Raw genomic sequence first — 17,341 nt, 5'->3', positions numbered from 1 at the left:
TTCGGGGAAGCTTATCGCGTTTTTGGCGGGTGGGGACAAAGAAAATCCTCCCCGGCTTATGACGGCCGGGGAGGATCGGAAGGATTGCGATATTGTCGCGCTTACTTTTTGATCTTGATCGCCAGGAAGCCGCTCGCGCCGCGCGGGCGTTGCAGGAAGATCAGCACCTGATCGCGACCGGCTGCCTTCGCCGCACCGATCGCGGTGGCGACGTCGGCGGCGGTGCGGGTCGGTACGCGGTTGACCGAGACGATCACGTCGCCGCGCTTCAGGCCCTTGGTCGCGGCATCGCTCGACGGATCGACCGTGGCGATCACCACGCCCTGCACCGTAGTATCGAGACCCAGGTTGCGTGCGATGGCGGGCGTCAGCGGCACGACCTGCACGCCGAGCGCATTGGCACCGGCGACCTGGCCGTTCTGCTGATCGTCGGTACCGGGCAGGCCGTCATCGTCATCGCCGCCGCCGTTGAGCGCGGCAAGCTGATCTTCGGTCGGGCGCGTGCCGATCGTCGCGCTGAGCGCGAGCGGCTTGCCGTCACGGATGACATCGAGCTTCGTGCTGCTGCCCGGTGCCGTGTTGGCGACGAGATAGCTCAGCGTCTGGTCCGGCGTGACGTCCTTTCCGCCGACGCGGACGACGACATCGCCCTGCTTCAGGCCGGCCTTGGCCGCGCCTTCGCCAGGCTCGACGCGCGAGACGATCTCGCCACGATCCTTGGGCAGGCCCAATGCGCTGGCGATATCCTCGCTCATCGGCTGGATGCCGATGCCGAGATAGCCGCGCTTCACTGCCACGCCCTTGCGCAGCGTGTCGATCACCGGCTTGGCGTCCTCGGCGGGAATCGCGAAGCCGATGCCGACGCTGCCGCCGGTCGGCGAGATGATCTGCGAGTTGATGCCGATCACGTTGCCGTTGAGATCGAACATCGGGCCGCCCGAATTGCCCTGGTTGATCGAGGCGTCGGTCTGGATGAAGCGATCATAGGCGCCGGGCTGGCCGGTCGCGCGGTGCAGCGCGGAGACGATGCCGGCGGTTACGGTCGAACCCAGGCCGAAGGGGTTGCCGATCGCCAGCACCCAATCGCCGACGCGCGCGGTCGGCGTGTCGCCGAACTTCACGAAGGGCAGGTTGGTCGCGTCGATCTTGAGCAGCGCCAGATCGGAGGCGGGATCGCGGCCGATCAGCTTGGCAGTATATTCCTTGCGGTCGATCATTATCACCTTGATCGATTCGACCGTCGCGCCCTTCGCGCCCGGCGCGATGACGTGGTTGTTGGTCACGACGTAACCGTCGGGCGAGATGATGAAGCCCGAACCGAGCGACTGCGCCTCACGCGTCACCGGTCCATTCTGCCCGCCGCCGTTCATCTGGCCGAACAGGTCGCCAAGCGGGGTGCCCTGGAAGGGGTTGGGCTGGGCCTGTTGCGTGATCTTCTGCGTGGTCGAGATGTTGACCACGGCCGGCTGCAGCTTGGCGACCATATCGGCGAAGCTCATCGGTGCGCCGGGCTTGGGTGCTGCGGCCTGGATCGCGCCGGGTTCGTTCTGCGCGACCTGCGCGGAAGCCGAGGGCTGGTAGATCATGGTCGCGGCGGTGCCGCTCAGCAGCAGGGCACCGGTGATGGCGTAAGCATAACGCACGTGGGGTATTTCCTCTCGATGGCCGGAAAGCAACGCGCCGATTTTGCGGTCTCGTTGCTGAACGGCGATTGAATATGAATGGGCTGAAAGTATCCCGCCCTTATTTCCCGCGACCCTGGAATTCGCGCAAATATGCGTTGTTCGGCGACAAGACCAAAGACGTATTGCCGCGTGGCTTGCCGTCGTTGTTAGCGCCGAAAGTATAGCGGTACGACTGCATCGCGCGGTAGAAATCGTAGAAGTCCGCATCCTTGTTGAACGCTTCGGCATAGATCTTCGCCGCACCGGCATCCGCTTCGGCGCGGATGATCTGCGCCTGTTGCTGGCCTCGCGCGGTGATCGTCGCCGATTCCTGCTGACGGGCGGTGCGCATGCGTTGCAGCGCGCTGTCCAGCGGGCTGCCGTCCGGCAGATCGGCGCGCTTGATGCGCACGTCGACGATCTGCACGCCGTACTGGCTCGCCTGACGCTGAAGGCCCGCCTGGATATTATCCATCACCTGTCCGCGTTCCGGGCTGAGCAAGGCGGCGAACGGGCGCTTGCCGAGTTCGTTGCGCAAGGCGGAGCCGAGCAGCGGGCTGAGGTTGGCGATGATCCGCTGTTCGGTGTCGCTGGTGCTGCCGGTCGAGACGACCGCCTTGAGCGGATCGACCACCCGGAAGCGGGCGAACGCATCGACCGACAGGCGCAACTGATCGGTGGAGAGCACCTGCGTGTTCTCCAGTTCGACATCGAGCACGCGCTTGTCGACCCAAACCAGCCGGTCGGCGAACGGCAGGCGAAGAATCGGGCCGGCACCGGTGCGGCCGAACGGCTGGTTCGGTTGCCAGCGATTGACCGTTCCGTAAGGCTGTTCGAACCGCAGGATAACGACCTGCTTGGTTTCTGGTACGATGCTGATCGTGCTGGCGAGGACGATCAGCACGAGCAGGGCGACGATGCCGGCGACGACCGGGTTGCGCAATATGAGGTTCATTGGCCGCCTCCCGTCGCGGGGGCGGGTGTCGGCTTGGCCGGGGCCGCGGGCGCCGCCTCAGGCAAGCTGCGGGCGGAACCCGGCAGCGGAAGGTATGGCACGACGCCTGGCGCTTCGATGATCGTCTTGTCGCTCTTGGCCAGCACGGCCTCCATCGTCTCGTAATACATGCGGCGCCGCGTCACGTCGGGCGCCAGGCGATACTGCTCGTAGACCTTGTCGAATGACGTCGCCTCGCCCTGCGCGAAGGCCAGGGTCTGCTGGGCGTAACCACGCGCAAGGTTGATGTTGCTCTGCGCGGCCTGCTGCGCGGCGGAGACGGCCTTGAAGTCGTCGATCACGGCATTCGGTGCCTGCGACTGGCGGATCGCCACGCCGCGAATGCGCACGCCGGAATTATAGCTGTCGAGCACTTCCTGCATCAGTTGCTGCACCCGCGTCTCGACGACACCTCGACCTGAACCGATCGCATCATCCAGCGGGGTCGTGGCGATAACCGCGCGCATCGCGCTCTCCGCGGTGGCCCGCACGGTGTCCTTCGGATTGGCGATCTGGAAGACGTAATCCTGCGGGTTGGAAATATCCCACCGCACCGAATAGGCCAGATCGATGATGTTCTGGTCGGCCGTCAGGACGAGGTTCTCACCGCCGGAGCCGCTCGGGAAATCGTCGGTCTGGATGTTCTGCACATCGACCTTGAAGACGTTGGCGAACGGCGCGGGCAGGGTGACGCGGATGCCCGGTTCCAGCGTACCCGAATAGCGCCCCAGCATGGTGACGACGCCGCGTTGCTGCGGGCCGATCTGCCAGATGCTGGTCAGCAAAATCCAGGCGACGAAGATCAGACCGACGCCGATCAGCCATAGGTTGCGCGCGCCGGGCGATCCGGGCAGCCCGGGGAAGCTTCCGCCACCACCGCCGCCGCCACCAGTGCCGCGCGCCCGGCGCAGGAATTCGTCCAGCGCGGTGGGCTTGTTGCCGCGAGCACCGCCCGGCGGCACCGCCCAGGGATTGCGTGGCCCGCCGCCGTCATTGCCGTTATTGTTGCCGTTACCCCCACCACTACCGGCACCCCAGGGGCTTTTCGGCGCATCGGAGAAATGGATATTGAAGCGCTGGAGCCAGCCGGAGAGGATCGTCATTCCGTCTTTATAGGGGCGAGGGTTTACGAAAAACAGTGGCAAGCGCCCTGATCGGTCCTATCTGCGCGGCAATGGCACATAATATTACATTGGACGGCGCGCTGGAGCGGGTCGCAGGCACGCGCGCGACGGCCCGGCTGGAGGACGGTCGCGCCAGCATCATCCTCGACGTGACGGGTCTGGACGAGCCGGAGCGCGAGGCACTGGAGGCCGATGTGCGGACCGCCGCGCTCTCGGTTCCGGGCATCGCGACCGTGCGCGTGGCGCAGACGAGCCAGCGCACCACGCGGCGGATCGTGGCGGTGGCGAGCGGGAAGGGCGGGGTGGGCAAATCCACCGTCTCGACCAATCTCGCGTTGGCGTTGCATGCGATGGGGCGGCGGGTCGGGCTGGTCGATGCCGATATCTATGGGCCGTCGCAGCCCAAGCTGATGGGCGTGGAGGGCAGCAAGCCGACCGCGCACGACAAGCAGTTGCAGCCGGTTTCCACTCCATACGGCGTGCCGATGCTGTCGATGGGCATGCTGGTCGCCGCCGATCAGGCGGTGGCGTGGCGCGGGCCGATGGCGGCGGGCGCGCTGGGCCAGATGCTGGATGCGAACTGGAGCAATCAGGATCTGCTGGTTGTCGATCTGCCGCCCGGCACCGGCGACGTGCAATTGACGATGGTGCAGAAGCACAAGCCCGCCGGCGCGGTGATTGTGTCGACGCCGCAGGATTTGTCGCTGATCGATGCGAAACGGGCGATCGATTTCTTCGTCAAGGCCGGGGTGCCGATCATCGGGCTGGTCGAGAACATGGCCGGTTACGCTTGCCCGCATTGCGGCGAGGTCTCCGATCCGTTCGGGCGGGGCGGGGCGGAGGCGGCCGCAGCGGCGTTGGGCATCGCGTTCCTGGGGCGCATCCCGCTGGACATCGCGATTCGCACTGCTTCCGATGCGGGCACGCCGCCGGTGGCGGGGAACGGGGTGGAGGCGACCGCGTTCAGGGATGTGGCGGCCAAGGTGAACGACTGGTTGGGCTAAGTCCCAGCTCCGTTCGTCAACCCGGACGGAGATTTTCAATGCCGATCACCAGCGATGCAGACATCAAGGCGCTTTTGGAGGGGGCAAAAACGATCGCCCTCATCGGCGCGTCCGATCGCCCCGATCGGCCGTCCAACCGCGTGATGAAGACGTTGCAGGATCATGGCTACCGCGTGATCCCGATCAACCCGCAGATCACCGGCGAACATATCCATGGCGAGTTCGTGTTCCGCGAACTGGCGCAGCTCGGTGACCCGATCGACATCGTGGACATCTTCCGCAATTCCGCCGCCGCCGGCGAAGCGGTCGATCAGGCGATCGCGATCGGCGCGAAGGCGGTGTGGATGCAATTGGGCGTGATCGATGCGGAGGCCGCCGCGCGGGCCGAGGCGGCGGGGTTGCAGGTGGTGATGGATCGTTGCCCGGCAATCGATATCCCGCGTCTGGGCGTGGCGAAGGTCGAAGCGGCGGCCTGAATCTCGCCACCTTTGACGAGCATCTTGGACGGCATGCTGCTCGCCCTTCTTCTGGCCCAGGCCGACCCCGCCACCGTATCGAGCAAGCCGGCGGCCAATTCGTGGTCGATCCTGGAGCCGATCGCCAACGAACCCTGCCGCCGGGCCGATGCCGCGGAGGAGAAGAACGATCAGAATATCGTCGTCTGCGCGCAACCGTTGCCGTCGCAGAAGTTGCCCTATCCCAACGAAGTGATCCCGAAGGGACCGAAGCCGTCGAACCCGGAGATGCGGGCGAGCGGCGCGCTCGATGCGGAGGCGTCGCCCTGCGCGACCCGGCTGGGCGGCTGTCAGGTCGGGTTCGGCCCGCCGATCATGCCGATTATCGCCGGCGCGGTCGATCTTGCCAAGCGTGCCTTTGCGAAGAAGCCGGACAAGACCGGGCGGGAGCCGATCCTGCTCGACGAACCACCGCCGCCGAGCGTCATCCTACCCTAGGATATGCATCCATATCGGCTGGCCGAGCAGGCTCTGCGAGCCGCGCAGTTTTTCCAGCGCCTGCGCCACGCTGCGCTCCGGCCCCTCATGCGTCACGATCGCGACCAGCACGCTACCGTCCTCGCCGCCGGAGCCACGCTGGATCAGGCTTTCGATCGACACGCCGGCATCGCGCATCGCCGCCGCGATCTCGGCCAGCACGCCGACCTTGTCGGCTACGGTGAAGCGCACATAAGCGCGCGCGCGGCGTTCGCCGGTGTCGGCGGGCGTGTGTTCGGCGAGCGAATCCGCGGGCATCGCGAAGGCCGGGCCGTATTCGCCGCGCGCGATGTCGATCAGGTCGGCGACGACCGCCGAGGCGGTCGGGCCGTCGCCTGCGCCCGCGCCCTGGAACAGCAGGCGGCCGACGAAATTGCCCTCAGCCACGACGGCGTTGGTCGCGCCGGTGACGTGCGCGAGCGGGTGGCTGATCGGCACCAGATGCGGATGCACGCGCTGGAACAGGCCGTTCGGGCCATCTTCGGCGATGCCGATCAGGCGGATGCGGTAGCCGAGCGCCGCCGCCTCGGCGATGTCGGCGGCGATGACGTGGCGGATGCCGTTGGCGACCACGCCGCCGAACGCGGGCTGCGTGCCGAACGCGATGCTGGAGAGGATCGACAGTTTGTGTGCGGCATCGACGCCGTCGATGTCGAAGGTCGGGTCGGCCTCGGCATAGCCCAAAGCCTGTGCTTCGCTCAGCACCTCGGCGAAGTCGCGGCCTTCTGCCTCCATCTTCGACAGGATGAAATTGCAGGTGCCGTTGAGGATGCCGTAAACGCGCGCGATCTCGTTTGCGGCCGCGCCTTCGCGCAGGCCCTTGATGACCGGAATGCCGCCGGCCACCGCCGCCTCGAACTTCAGCGCGGCTTGCGCCTGTTCGGCGGCGCGCGCCAGTTCCAGACCGTGATGCGCGATCATCGCCTTGTTGGCGGTGACGAAGCCCTTGCCGGCCTTTAACGTGGCGCGGGCGAGCGTAAGCGCCGGTCCATCGGAGCCGCCGACCAGTTCGACCACGACATCCGCGTCAGGGTGCGCGGCGAGGGCGGTGGTGTCGTCGACCCATTCGAAGCGCGAGAGATCGACGCCGCGATCCTTCGCCCGGTCGCGTGCGGAGACCGCGACGATCTCGATCGGCCGGCCGGCGCGGCGCGCGATCAAGGCGGCGTTCGCGTCGAGCAGGCGGATGACGCCGCCGCCAACGGTGCCGAGCCCGGCGAGCGCGATGCGTAAAGGTTTGGTCATTGGTCAGCCCCTTCGAGGGCGCGCCTAGCGTCAACAGATCGTCGAGCGCAACGCAAATCCTCCCCGGAACGGGGAGGGGACGAAACGACTTCTTAGCCCCTCCCCTTCAGGGGAGGGGTTGGGGGTGGGGCAGTCCCGTCTCGAAGAGACCAGCGCCAGTTTCTGCGGCACGGCCCCACCCCAACCCCTCCCCTGAAGGGGAGGGGCTCAAGAAGCTTCATTTCTTCACTAGCCCGATCTCGACCAGCCGCTCGAACAGATAATCGTGCGCGGTGATCGGCTCGGGGTAGCGGTTCGGATTGCCCGGCGTGATGCAGCCCGGCAGCGTTTCGATCAGGAAATCCGGCGCGGGGTGCAGGAAGAACGGCATCGAATAGCGCGAATGGCCGCGGCGTTCGGGCGGCGGATTGACCACGCGATGCGTCGTCGAGGGCAGGACGTTGTTGGTCAGCCGTTGCAGCATATCGCCGACATTGACGACCATCGCGCCCTCCGGCGGCTTGATCGCCAGCCATTTGCCGTCGCTGCCGAGCAGTTCGAGACCGGCTTCCTCGGCGCCGAGCAGCAGTGTGATCAGGTTGATATCCTCATGCGCGCCGGCGCGTACGCCTTCCGCATCGGCGGGAATCGGAGGATAATGCAGCAGCCGCAGCACGCTGTTGCCGTCCCCGACGGCGGGATCGAACCAGTTGGGGTCCAGCTTCAGGTGACGCGCGATCGCCGAGAGCAAGCGATCGCCCGCGCGATCAAACGCCTCGAACAGTTCGAGGAACACCGGCTTGAACCCCTCGGGCCGCGACGGCCAGACGTTGGGTGCCATCTGTGCGGCGTAGCGGTGGCTCTCCGGCAGTTCGCGCCCGACATGCCAGAATTCCTTGAGATCGACTGCGCTCGCACCCTTGGCGATCTCGGTCTTGAACGGCGTATAGCCGCGCGCGCCGCCGCCGCCCGGCGTGTGATAGCCGCGCTTCTCGTCGTCGGGCAGCTCGAACAATTTCTTGGTTTCGGCCCAGGCGCGTTCGATCAGATCGTCGGGAATGCCGTGATCGGACACGACCGCGAAGCCGAAGCGTTCGAACGATCCGCCGAGCGCGGCGGCGAACGCGACGGGATCGGCGGCCTCGTCGTTCAGCGACAAAGCGGGAACTTGAGCGGCGGGGGTATCGAGCATCGTTTACGTGTTCCGTTTCGGTATGATGGCGCGCAGCATATCGCGTCGTCATCGATCCGAACAGGGTAGCTTGCTGCGAATACTATCTGCGTTGTTCCCCGGCGAAGGCCGGGGTCCAGTCGAGATGGTGGAGGTTACGAAGCGCAGCGCCCGATTACTTCTGTTTACCGACTGGGCTCCGGCCTTCGCCAGGGAACAGGCTAAACTTTGTCGGGCAATTTCGTCGTCAGCTCCCCAGGACGATCGTGCCCTTCGACTTCGTCGCTCCGTCCGGGATCAAATCCAGCTTGAACGGCTTGCCCTCATCGGTTGTCCCGGTCAGGCCGCTGCCGCTGGCCTTCACGTTGAACTTGGCACCGTCGTTGAGCTTTTCGAGGAACCAGTCGCGCACCGTATCGGGCGTCGCGGGGCTGGTGAAGCTGACCTTCACGGTGCCGCTATCCTTGTCGCTGCCGGCTCCGTCTTTCGCGTCGATGTTCATCCCGCCGATCGTCGATCCGGGATAGAGGTGCACGCCGTTCATCTCGAAATTATCGGCGTCGAGCTTGATCTTGGGCAGCTTGATCTTGCCCGAGAAGCCGGGGACGTCGAGCGAGACCTGACCGGTCTTGCCGTCCACGCCCGCGATCATATTGCCGTCCGCATCGGTAGTGTTGATCGAGATCGACGTGCCCTCCTTATTGCTGTCACACGCGGCCAGCGGGGCGGCGGCGATCAGGACGAGGGCGAGTTTGCGGATCATGGCGGGTCTCCGTAGTGTTGTATATGTCCAACACACTAAGCCCCGCCATGATCCCAGTCAATGATCAGCGCAGAAGACGCTCCATCGTCTTTTCGTGCAGCCAGATGTTCATCGTCGCGCTGTCGTTGGTGTCGCCGGTATAGCCGAGTTCGCCGGCCAGCTTCTTGCGGTTCTCCAGGCTCGAATCCTGGCCGAGCGCCTTCATCAGATCGACGATCGACGTCTTGTAATTGAGGTCTTCGCCGCGCGCCTTGGCGCGATCGTCCAGCACGGCGTAGATCGCCTCCGCGGTGGGCGCTGGCCTGGCGGCAGGGGCCGGAGGCGGCGGTGGCGCGGCTGCCTCCGGTGCGGCAGCGGGCGGAGGAGAAGCAGATGCCGCGGGCGTTTCGTCCTTGCCGAAGATCGCGTCCTTGATTGCGCCGAATACGCTCATCGTTTTTCTCCCTTGGTTATGTCACCGCAACAATACCTGCGCGCGAAGTCCGTTCCATGACAGCGTTGATGTGGTGGACTTCGGGGATGACCTTTGATGCTGCATCTGCGAAGAGCGCGGCATGTCTGCTCCGTCCTCCGAATTCGCGCCGGACCCGGCACTTGCTTCCGACGTTCCGCAAGGCGCGCCGCTGCACTTCGTCGAGTTTGTCGCTTTGGTCGCCGCGTTGATGGCGTTGGCCGCGCTCGGGATCGATTCGATGCTGCCGGCGCTCCCCGCGATCGGCCTCAGCCTCGGCGTAAGCGATCCCGGCGATTTTCCGCTGGTGATCACCTTCTTCATGATCGGTTTCGGCCTGGCGCAGATCGTCCATGGGCCGCTCGCCGATCGCTATGGCCGGCGTCCGGTGCTGATCGTCGCCTTGTGCGGCTATGTCCTGTTCAACGCACTGGCGGCGCTCTCGCAGAGCTTCACGTTCCTGCTGCTCGCGCGCCTTGCCGGTGGCGCGATGATCGCGACCACCCGGGTGGTCGCGGTTGCCCTGGTGCGGGATTGCTACTCCGGCCGAGCGATGGCGCGGGTCAGCAGCCTGGCGTTCATGACCTTCATGATCGTGCCGGTGCTCGCGCCCAGCTTCGGCCAGCTCGTGCTGCTGCTCGGCAACTGGCGGCTGATCTTCGGGGTGATCGCCGCCGTGGCCATGATCGTACTGGCATGGTTCGCGCTGCGCATGCCCGAAACGCTGGCGGCGGCCGACCGCGCGCCGCTGTCTTTGCCGGTGCTGACGCGCAACTGGCGCATCACGGTCAGCGATCGGCATTCGCTCGGTTACACGCTGGCGACGACTGCGTTGCAGGGCGCGTTGTTCGGGTATCTAGGCTCGATCCAGCCGATCATGGACAAGGTGTTCCATCGCCCCGGCCTACTCGGCATCGCCTTTGCTGCCTCGGCGGGGCTGATGGCGGTGGCGAACCTGCTCAACTCGCAGATCGTGATGCGGGTCGGCATGCGGCGGATATCGCAGAGCGCGCTTGTGATGCTGATCCTCGCCTCCTCGACCAGCCTCGTGCTGACGCTGTCCGGCATCGAGACTCTGTGGCTGTTCGTCGCGCTGCAGGCGATCACCATGGCCAGCTTCGGCCTGGCCGCATCGAACTTCTCGGCGATGGCGATGGATAAGGTCGGGCATATCGCCGGCACCGCCTCCAGCGTGCAGGGGCTGGTGACGACGATCGGCGGCGCGCTGGCGGGGGCGCTGATCGGCCGCGCGTTCGATGGCACGACCATTCCGCTGCATATCGGGTTCCTGGCGGGCGGCGTGGTCGCGCTCCTGATCATCGCGATCGTCGAACGCGGCCGGCTGTTTCGTCCGGTCTAGGCGGCGTTCGTCGCAGCCCTACGGGACCGCCGCGCCTCGCTCGGTGTTCGTATCGCCATAGCCCCCGCGCTCCAGCGGGGCCTGGAGATGCGACATGACGATGGGCGGCTATCAGATTCCCGGCGAAGGCACCGGCGACGACGGTTTCGATGAAGACGGCTATGACGAAAGCCAGCGCGCCGAAATCCTCGAGGTCACGCGCGACGGCCCGACCGACGGCACGATCCTGACCGACCTGACGCCCGATATCGGCGACGACGAGGATGGCGACGAGGACGACCTCGAAATGTCGAGCGACGAGGTCGGCGAGGATGACGACGAAGACGTCACCGACGAGGATGACGACGACGAGGACGATCTGCAGGAAGATTTCGAGGACGGCGCCGTCGACGACGAGGAGATAAAGGATCGCGACGACGCTGCGTTGCGGCCTTAAGGTTTAGCCTTCCCGTCATCCCCGCCTTCGCGGGGGTGACGGGATGCTATTCTCTACAGGCATGCCTCGAGAAACGCCTGATCGAACCCGAACTGTCGCGCCTTTTCCAGCGTGTAGGGCCGCAGCCCCATCGAGCGGTATTCGCCGATGATCTTGCCGTCCGCGCCCTCGTCCAGATACTCGAACTTGAACAATTCCTGCGTGACGATCACCGGACCTTCCATGCCGATCACCTCGGTGACGTTGGTCACACGGCGCGAGCCGTCGCGCAGGCGCTTCACCTGGATGATCAGTTCGACCGAGTCGGCGATCTGGCGCGAAATGGCTTCCTTCGGCACCTTGATGTCCGACATCATCACCATGTTCTCCATACGGGCGAGCGCCTCGCGCGGGGAGTTGGCGTGGAGGGTGCACATCGAACCGTCATGACCGGTGTTCATCGCCGCGAGCATGTCGAAACACTCGGACCCGCGAATTTCGCCGAGGATGATGCGATCCGGGCGCATACGCAGCGCGTTCTTCACGAGATCGCGGATGCTGATCTCGCCTTGGCCTTCGAGGTTCGCCGGGCGCGTTTCCAGCGGCAGCCAGTGCGGCTGTTGCAGGCGGAGTTCAGCCGCGTCCTCGATCGTCAGCACACGCTCGCCCGGGTCGATCATCTTCGACAATGCGTTGAGCATCGTCGTCTTGCCCGAACCCGTACCGCCCGAAATGACGACGTTGAAGCGGCTGGCCCCGGCGATCTTCAGCGCGGTGGCCATCTTGGGGCTCATCGATCCGAACCCGGCCATCATGTCGAGCGTGATCGGCTTGTCGGAGAATTTACGAATCGAGATCGCGGTGCCGCGCAAGCTGAGCGGTGGCACGATCACGTTGACGCGACTACCGTCCTTCAAGCGGGCGTCGGCCAGCGGCGTGGTCTGATCGACGCGGCGGCCGACCGAGTTGCAGATGCGCTGCGCGATTTGGAACAGATGTTCCTCGTCGCGGAACTGGATCGGCGCGAGGACCAGCTGGCCCTTGCGCTCGACATAGGTCTGGTCCGGCCCGTTGACCATGATGTCGGTGATCGTCGGATCGGCGAGCAATTCCTCCAACGGGCCAAGCCCGAGCAGTTCGTCGACCAACACCTTTTCCAGCGCAAACTGTTCGCGGCGGTTGAGCGTCAGCTTCAGTTCGGCGAGCACCTCGCCGATGATCGGGCGGAATTCCTCGGCCAGTTCGTCCTTGTCCAGCGTGGCGGCGGCCTCGGGATCGACGCGTTCGAGCAGGCGCGGGAGGACCTGTTCCTTGATCTTGTGGATCGAGCTTTCGAAACCCTCGACCTTGGAATTGCCGGCGTCGCCGGAGGTCGCCTGACGATCGGCGAGGCGCTGAAGGGCTTCGTGGTTCGCGCCGTTCTGGCTGGAAGCCGGTGCTGCGGGCGGCCCGTCCGTGGATTCGCCGGGCATCGGCAGTGGCGGAAACTGTTCGCCGCCGGGTTCGCTGTCGGCGGGGCGTGCCATGCCGCCGCCCTGCATCGGCCGCGCTACGCCGAACGCGGGCCTGTTGCCCGATCCCGGTGTGCCGGGGCGACGCCCAAATGCGCTCATGCCTTACTGTCCCTCATACTCGTATCACAGCGATAAGGCGGAAGGTTTTACAATTGCCTAACCAAAATCCGTCTCCTGTCCTGCGCGGCCAGATCGCTGCGCCGCCAGACAATCAGCCATTCCGTGCCGCTGAGACGATGGTCCTGCGGCAGGCGTGCGATCGGAATATAATTGCGCCGGAGTTCGGCACGCAGGATCGCATCGTTGCGGCGGTTCGGTTCCTCCCAGGTCGAATGCTCGATATCGAGGATCACCCCGGGACGCCGGGCGAGTGCTGCGCGCAAGGCGGTGGCCGCATCCTCGCCCAGTGCATCGGCTTCGGCGGCGGAGCGCAGGTGATCGGAAAAGGCGAAGCGTGTCACGGTGCATGCATGCTTCAGATGATAATAGATGACCGGCCCTTGATAGACGAACATGCATTCGCGCATGACATCGTCGGGGATCGCGGTGAGCGTGGCGGCGACGTGGGTCCGCTCATCGCTCGCTGCGATATGGTCCAGCAACGTGGCGTCGGTGACGGGATAGGCAGCGAAGATCGCGAACCCCAACAGGCCATAGCGCGAGGTGGCGAAGGCGCTTGCGGACAGGATCGCCGCCGGCACGACCAACGGCAACATGTAATGCGCCCAATAACCGCCGATCGCCAGCGCATCCACGACACAGATCGTGGCCCAACCGGCAAGGAAAGCAGCGTGCTGCGTCCAGCTGCGGAACCGGTCGGTCATGCGCCACAGGCCGATCAGCACGATCAATACGATCGGCGCAGACAGGGCGATCGTCTCGCGCAGGCGCAGCCACGCCGGACCGCTGGTGCCATGCTTGAGCAATTGCGATTGCGCGTTGGCGAACCACCATTCGGGGAAATGACCGATCGCGACATAGCCCGCCATCACTGCCAACGTCGGCAGCAGGCCTGCGAGCGCGAGCAGGGCGGCGGTGCGGACGAGGCGGGGTAGGGGTGTGCCGGCGCGGTGCATCCGCCACAATGCCCAGGCGCCAAGAAAACCGCCCTCGAACACGGCGTTGGTCTTGATCTGTATGGCCAGCCCGGCGAGCAGCATCGCCCCCAGCGCGCGGGGCAGGTCGCCGCGCCGGTCGAGCCCGGGCGCGGTGTCGAGCAAAATCCAGGCCGCCCCGGCGATGAACATATTGTAGAATACCGGCGTCTGCGTGTTGCCGCCCCACAGCACGTGCAGGCCGATCAGGTAGGTGACGCCGCCGAGGATCGCAGGCGTCCGCGCCGTGGATCGACGCGCGATGTGCGTCACGATCAGCGCGGTGACGGTGGCGAACAGCGTCGCGACGATCTGCGCCTGCACGATGCCGGTACCGCGGAGCAGGCGAATGCCGGCGAACAGGGCAAACAGCCCGAACGGCTTGCGGTCCCACAGATCGACATAGGGGATCGCCCCGGCCCAGATCCGGTCGCCGACAAGCAGATAATATTGCTCGTCCAGGCCCTTGATCGGATTGCCGAACTCCCACCCGCGTAGTGCGAAGGCGATGGCCAGCAGGAAGGCGAAGATGGCCAACCATTCGCGGCGCACGGATGTGCGCGCGCGCAGGGGCATGTGCGTGTCGGCCGTCCAGTCGAAGGTCTGCACTGTCATGGCCCCGACAGTGACGGGTCGTGGTTAGCGGCGCGTTAAGATGGCGCAGTTCAATGCGCCGTCATCCCAACCTTCGCCGCGATGACGGTCGCTCAAATGGCTCGCTCAGCCGATGCTTTCGGCCAGAACGGTCAGGCCGTTTTCGCTGACTTCGGCGAAGCCGCCGACGATCGTGATCGTCTCGGGTTCGCCCTTTTCCTGGCGGTAGATCGACAGCGCGCCGTCGCGGACGGTGGACATCAGGGGCGCATGGCCCTCGAGCACGCCGAAGTCGCCTTCGGTGCCGGGGACGACGACCATGTACACGTCCTCGCTGCGGACGAGCTTTTCTGGCGTGACGAGTTCGAAGTGCAGCATTTTGGTTCTCACTCCCCTCCCGCTTGCGGGAGGGGTCGGGGGAGGGCCTGTAATGGAGAGGATGTCCTTCCGGACAGGCCCTCCCCTAACCCCTCCCGCAAGCGGGAGGGGGATTTACTTAAGCGTCCTGCGCCATCTTCTCGGCCTTGGCGACGGCTTCGTCGATGCCGCCGACCATGTAGAACGCGCTTTCCGGCAGGTGATCGTAATCACCGTCCACCACCGCCTTGAACGACTTCACGGTATCCTCGATTGCGACGAACTTACCGCTGATGCCGGTGAAGACCTCGGCGACGTGGAACGGCTGCGACAGGAACTTCTGGATTTTGCGGGCGCGGGTGACGACCAGGCGATCGTCTTCCGACAATTCGTCCATACCGAGAATGGCAATGATGTCCTGTAGCGCCTTGTACTTCTGCAGCGTTTCCTGAACGCGGCGGGCGGTGTCGTAATGCTCCTGGCCGACGACGGCCGGGGTCAGCACGCGGCTGGTCGAATCGAGCGGATCGACCGCCGGATAGATGCCCAGTTCCGAGATCGCGCGGTTCAGCACGGTCGTCGCGTCCAAATGGGCGAACGACGTGGCCGGGGCCGGATCGGTAAGATCGTCGGCCGGCACGTACACGGCCTGAACCGAGGTGATCGAGCCCTTGTTGGTCGAGGTGATGCGCTCCTGCAGCGCGCCCATGTCGGTCGACAGGGTCGGCTGATAGCCCACGGCCGACGGAATGCGGCCCAACAGTGCGGACACTTCAGCGCCCGCCTGGGTGAAGCGGAAGATGTTGTCGACGAAGAACAGCACGTCCTGGCCTTCGACGTCGCGGAAATATTCCGCCATCGTCAGACCGGACAGCGCGACGCGGGCACGTGCGCCGGGCGGCTCGTTCATCTGGCCGAACACCAGGGCGACCTTCGAACCCTCCGGCGTGGGATTGCCGTCGGCATCCTTGGCGATGACGCCAGCGTCGAGGAATTCGTGGTACAGATCGTTACCCTCGCGGGTGCGCTCGCCGACGCCGGCGAACACCGACACGCCGCCATGGCCCTTGGCGATGTTGTTGATCAGTTCCTGGATCAGCACGGTCTTGCCCACGCCGGCGCCGCCGAACAGGCCGATCTTGCCGCCGCGCGCATAAGGCGCGAGCAGATCGATGACCTTGATGCCGGTGACGAGGATCGCGCTCTCGGTCGACTGATCGACGAAGGCAGGGGCCAGAGCGTGGATCGGGGCGGTGTCGCTATGGCCGACCGGGCCGCGCTCGTCGATCGGCTCGCCGATGACGTTCATGATGCGGCCGAGCGTCTTCGGACCGACCGGAACGCGGATCTGCGAACCGGTGTCGGTGACGGTCTGGCCGCGGGTCAGGCCCTCGGTCGCGTCCATCGCGATCGTGCGGACGGTGTTCTCGCCGAGATGCTGGGCGACTTCGAGCACCAGCTTGTTGCCGTTGTTGCTGGTTTCCAGCGCGTTCAGGATCGACGGCAGCTGGCCCTGCTGGAAGGTCACGTCGACGACGGCGCCGATGACCTGCGAGATGCGGCCGACGCTGTTCGACGTCTGCAGCGCGGGGGTGCCGACTTCACCGGCGGGCTTGGCCACGCGGGGCTTGCGGGCGGGCTTTTCTGCGATCGGGGCTTCGGTTGCCATGTGCTTTTCCTTGCCTTCTAAGTCTTAGAGCGCTTCGGCGCCGGAGATGATTTCCACCAGTTCGGTCGTGATCGCGGCCTGGCGGGCTCGGTTATACTGGATGCTGAGACGCTTGATCATGTCGCCCGCGTTGCGCGTGGCGTTGTCCATCGCGGTCATGCGGCTGCCCTGTTCCGATGCGGCGTTTTCGAGCAGCGCGCGGAAGATCTGGATCGCGATGTTGCGCGGCAGCAGATCGGCGAGGATCGATTCCTCATCCGGCTCATACGTCACCGCAGCTTCCGCGCCGGTCTTCTGCGAGGTTTCCGCATTGGCCGAGATGGCGACCGGAATGATCTGGCGGCCGGTCGGCTCCTGCACCAGTGCCGACTGGAAACGGGCGTAGAACAGATGCGCGATGTCGAATTCACCGGCGAAGAAGCGGGCCGCCACGTCGTCGGCGATTTCGCGCGCGTCCGAGAAGGCTAGCTTCTTGATTTGGCTCATTTCATGGTCGTGCGCGATCTGCGTCGGGTAGAAGCGCTTGAGCACGCGGCCCTTCTTGCCGGCGATGTAGAACTTCACCGTCTTGCCGGCGGCTTCAAGCTCGACCGCCTTCTTGCGCGCGGCGCGGACGATGTTCGAATTGAACGCACCGGCCAGACCGCGCTCCGAGGTCGCGACGATGATCAGATGCGTCTGATCGTTGCCGGTGCCTGCGAGCAGCTTGGGCGAGGATTCGGACACGCTGACCTTCGAGGCCAGCGATGCCATCACCGCTTCGAGACGCTCGGCATAGGGACGGCCGGCGACCGCCGCTTCCTGCGCCCGGCGCAGCTTCGCAGCGGCGACCATCTTCATCGCCTTGGTGATCTTCTGCGTCGACTTCACCGAGCCGATGCGGATCTTGAGGGCCTTCAAACTTGCCATCTACGGTCCTTCTTACGTCATGCCGGCCTTGAGCCGGCATCC

The 17,341-nt window shown here is 65.3% G+C and carries 17 protein-coding genes; 5 read left to right on the top strand and 12 right to left on the bottom strand.

The window, feature by feature from the left end; all coding sequences use genetic code 11:
- Window positions 1-101: 101 nt before the first annotated feature.
- From U1738_RS04935 to hflK, 3 genes are all read right to left on the bottom strand, one after another.
- The gene (locus U1738_RS04935) at window positions 102-1,643 is read right to left on the bottom strand and encodes a trypsin-like peptidase domain-containing protein (protein ID WP_332787892.1); all 1,542 of its coding nucleotides are present in this window, start codon (window positions 1,641-1,643) and stop codon (window positions 102-104) included.
- Between the two features lie 100 nt (window positions 1,644-1,743).
- Window positions 1,744-2,619, bottom strand: coding sequence for a protease modulator HflC (gene hflC, locus U1738_RS04930; RefSeq protein WP_332787891.1), 876 nt, complete (start codon window positions 2,617-2,619; stop codon window positions 1,744-1,746).
- Entirely contained in the window at window positions 2,616-3,761 is a 1,146-nt protein-coding gene (gene hflK, locus U1738_RS04925) for a protease modulator HflK (protein WP_332787890.1), read from the bottom strand. Before hflK ends, hflC begins: the two co-directional genes overlap by 4 nt.
- A 71-nt stretch (window positions 3,762-3,832) precedes the next feature.
- Between hflK and U1738_RS04920 the strand changes: the two genes are divergently transcribed.
- Genes U1738_RS04920 through U1738_RS04910 form a run of 3 tightly spaced genes read left to right on the top strand, consistent with a single transcriptional unit; the run spans window position 3,833 to window position 5,739 of the window.
- Window positions 3,833-4,786, top strand: a complete 954-nt coding sequence (locus U1738_RS04920) for an Mrp/NBP35 family ATP-binding protein (RefSeq protein WP_332787889.1) — start codon at window positions 3,833-3,835, stop codon at window positions 4,784-4,786.
- A gap of 38 nt (window positions 4,787-4,824) precedes the next feature.
- Entirely contained in the window at window positions 4,825-5,262 is a 438-nt protein-coding gene (locus U1738_RS04915; protein WP_332787888.1) for a CoA-binding protein, read from the top strand.
- Between the two features lie 12 nt (window positions 5,263-5,274).
- Window positions 5,275-5,739 (top strand): hypothetical protein, encoded by a 465-nt coding sequence (locus tag U1738_RS04910; protein ID WP_332787887.1) that lies wholly within the window; start codon window positions 5,275-5,277, stop codon window positions 5,737-5,739.
- Here the strand turns inward: U1738_RS04910 and U1738_RS04905 are convergent.
- The 4 genes from U1738_RS04905 to U1738_RS04890 all read right to left on the bottom strand — a co-directional run bounded on the left by U1738_RS04905 (window position 5,731) and on the right by U1738_RS04890 (window position 9,369).
- Window positions 5,731-7,023, bottom strand: a complete 1,293-nt coding sequence (locus U1738_RS04905) for a homoserine dehydrogenase (protein ID WP_332787886.1) — start codon at window positions 7,021-7,023, stop codon at window positions 5,731-5,733. The two genes, U1738_RS04910 and U1738_RS04905, sit on opposite strands and share 9 nt — an antisense overlap.
- A 217-nt stretch (window positions 7,024-7,240) precedes the next feature.
- Complete coding sequence (locus tag U1738_RS04900) at window positions 7,241-8,194, bottom strand: isopenicillin N synthase family dioxygenase (protein ID WP_332787885.1); 954 nt, start codon at window positions 8,192-8,194, stop codon at window positions 7,241-7,243.
- A gap of 226 nt (window positions 8,195-8,420) precedes the next feature.
- Complete coding sequence (locus U1738_RS04895) at window positions 8,421-8,936, bottom strand: hypothetical protein (protein WP_332787884.1); 516 nt, start codon at window positions 8,934-8,936, stop codon at window positions 8,421-8,423.
- 64 nt (window positions 8,937-9,000) lie between these two features.
- Window positions 9,001-9,369, bottom strand: coding sequence for a DUF3597 domain-containing protein (locus tag U1738_RS04890; RefSeq protein ID WP_332787883.1), 369 nt, complete (start codon window positions 9,367-9,369; stop codon window positions 9,001-9,003).
- Window positions 9,370-9,490: 121 nt separating this feature from the next.
- Here U1738_RS04890 and U1738_RS04885 point away from each other — a divergent pair, with 121 nt between their 5' ends.
- Window positions 9,491-10,747 carry a multidrug effflux MFS transporter gene (locus tag U1738_RS04885; protein ID WP_332787882.1) on the top strand — a complete coding sequence of 419 codons (1,257 nt, stop codon included), beginning with the start codon at window positions 9,491-9,493 and terminating at the stop codon, window positions 10,745-10,747.
- 100 nt (window positions 10,748-10,847) lie between these two features.
- Window positions 10,848-11,183 (top strand): DNA primase, encoded by a 336-nt coding sequence (locus U1738_RS04880; RefSeq protein WP_332788224.1) that lies wholly within the window; start codon window positions 10,848-10,850, stop codon window positions 11,181-11,183.
- Between the two features lie 53 nt (window positions 11,184-11,236).
- Here U1738_RS04880 and U1738_RS04875 read toward each other — a convergent pair whose 3' ends face one another.
- The 5 genes from U1738_RS04875 to U1738_RS04855 form a co-directional block, all read right to left on the bottom strand.
- On the bottom strand, window positions 11,237-12,775 hold the full coding sequence (locus tag U1738_RS04875) for a TadA family conjugal transfer-associated ATPase (protein WP_332787881.1): 1,539 nt from the start codon (window positions 12,773-12,775) through the stop codon (window positions 11,237-11,239).
- A 47-nt stretch (window positions 12,776-12,822) separates the two neighbouring features.
- Window positions 12,823-14,385: a glycosyltransferase family 39 protein gene (locus tag U1738_RS04870; RefSeq protein ID WP_332787880.1), complete on the bottom strand. Its 1,563-nt coding sequence runs from the start codon at window positions 14,383-14,385 to the stop codon at window positions 12,823-12,825.
- 105 nt (window positions 14,386-14,490) lie between these two features.
- Entirely contained in the window at window positions 14,491-14,742 is a 252-nt protein-coding gene (locus U1738_RS04865; RefSeq protein WP_055777614.1) for an ATP synthase F1 subunit epsilon, read from the bottom strand.
- 118 nt (window positions 14,743-14,860) lie between these two features.
- Window positions 14,861-16,390, bottom strand: coding sequence for a F0F1 ATP synthase subunit beta (gene atpD / locus U1738_RS04860; RefSeq protein WP_332787879.1), 1,530 nt, complete (start codon window positions 16,388-16,390; stop codon window positions 14,861-14,863).
- A 24-nt stretch (window positions 16,391-16,414) separates the two neighbouring features.
- Entirely contained in the window at window positions 16,415-17,299 is an 885-nt protein-coding gene (locus U1738_RS04855) for a F0F1 ATP synthase subunit gamma (protein WP_332787878.1), read from the bottom strand.
- Between the last annotated feature and the right edge of the window lie 42 nt (window positions 17,300-17,341).

Source organism: Parasphingomonas caseinilytica (assembly GCF_036663755.1).
Classification (GTDB): Bacteria; Pseudomonadota; Alphaproteobacteria; order Sphingomonadales; family Sphingomonadaceae; genus Sphingomonas.
The sequence above is the reverse complement of the archived record's forward strand: the minus strand, read 5'-3'. Positions and strand labels throughout refer to the sequence as shown.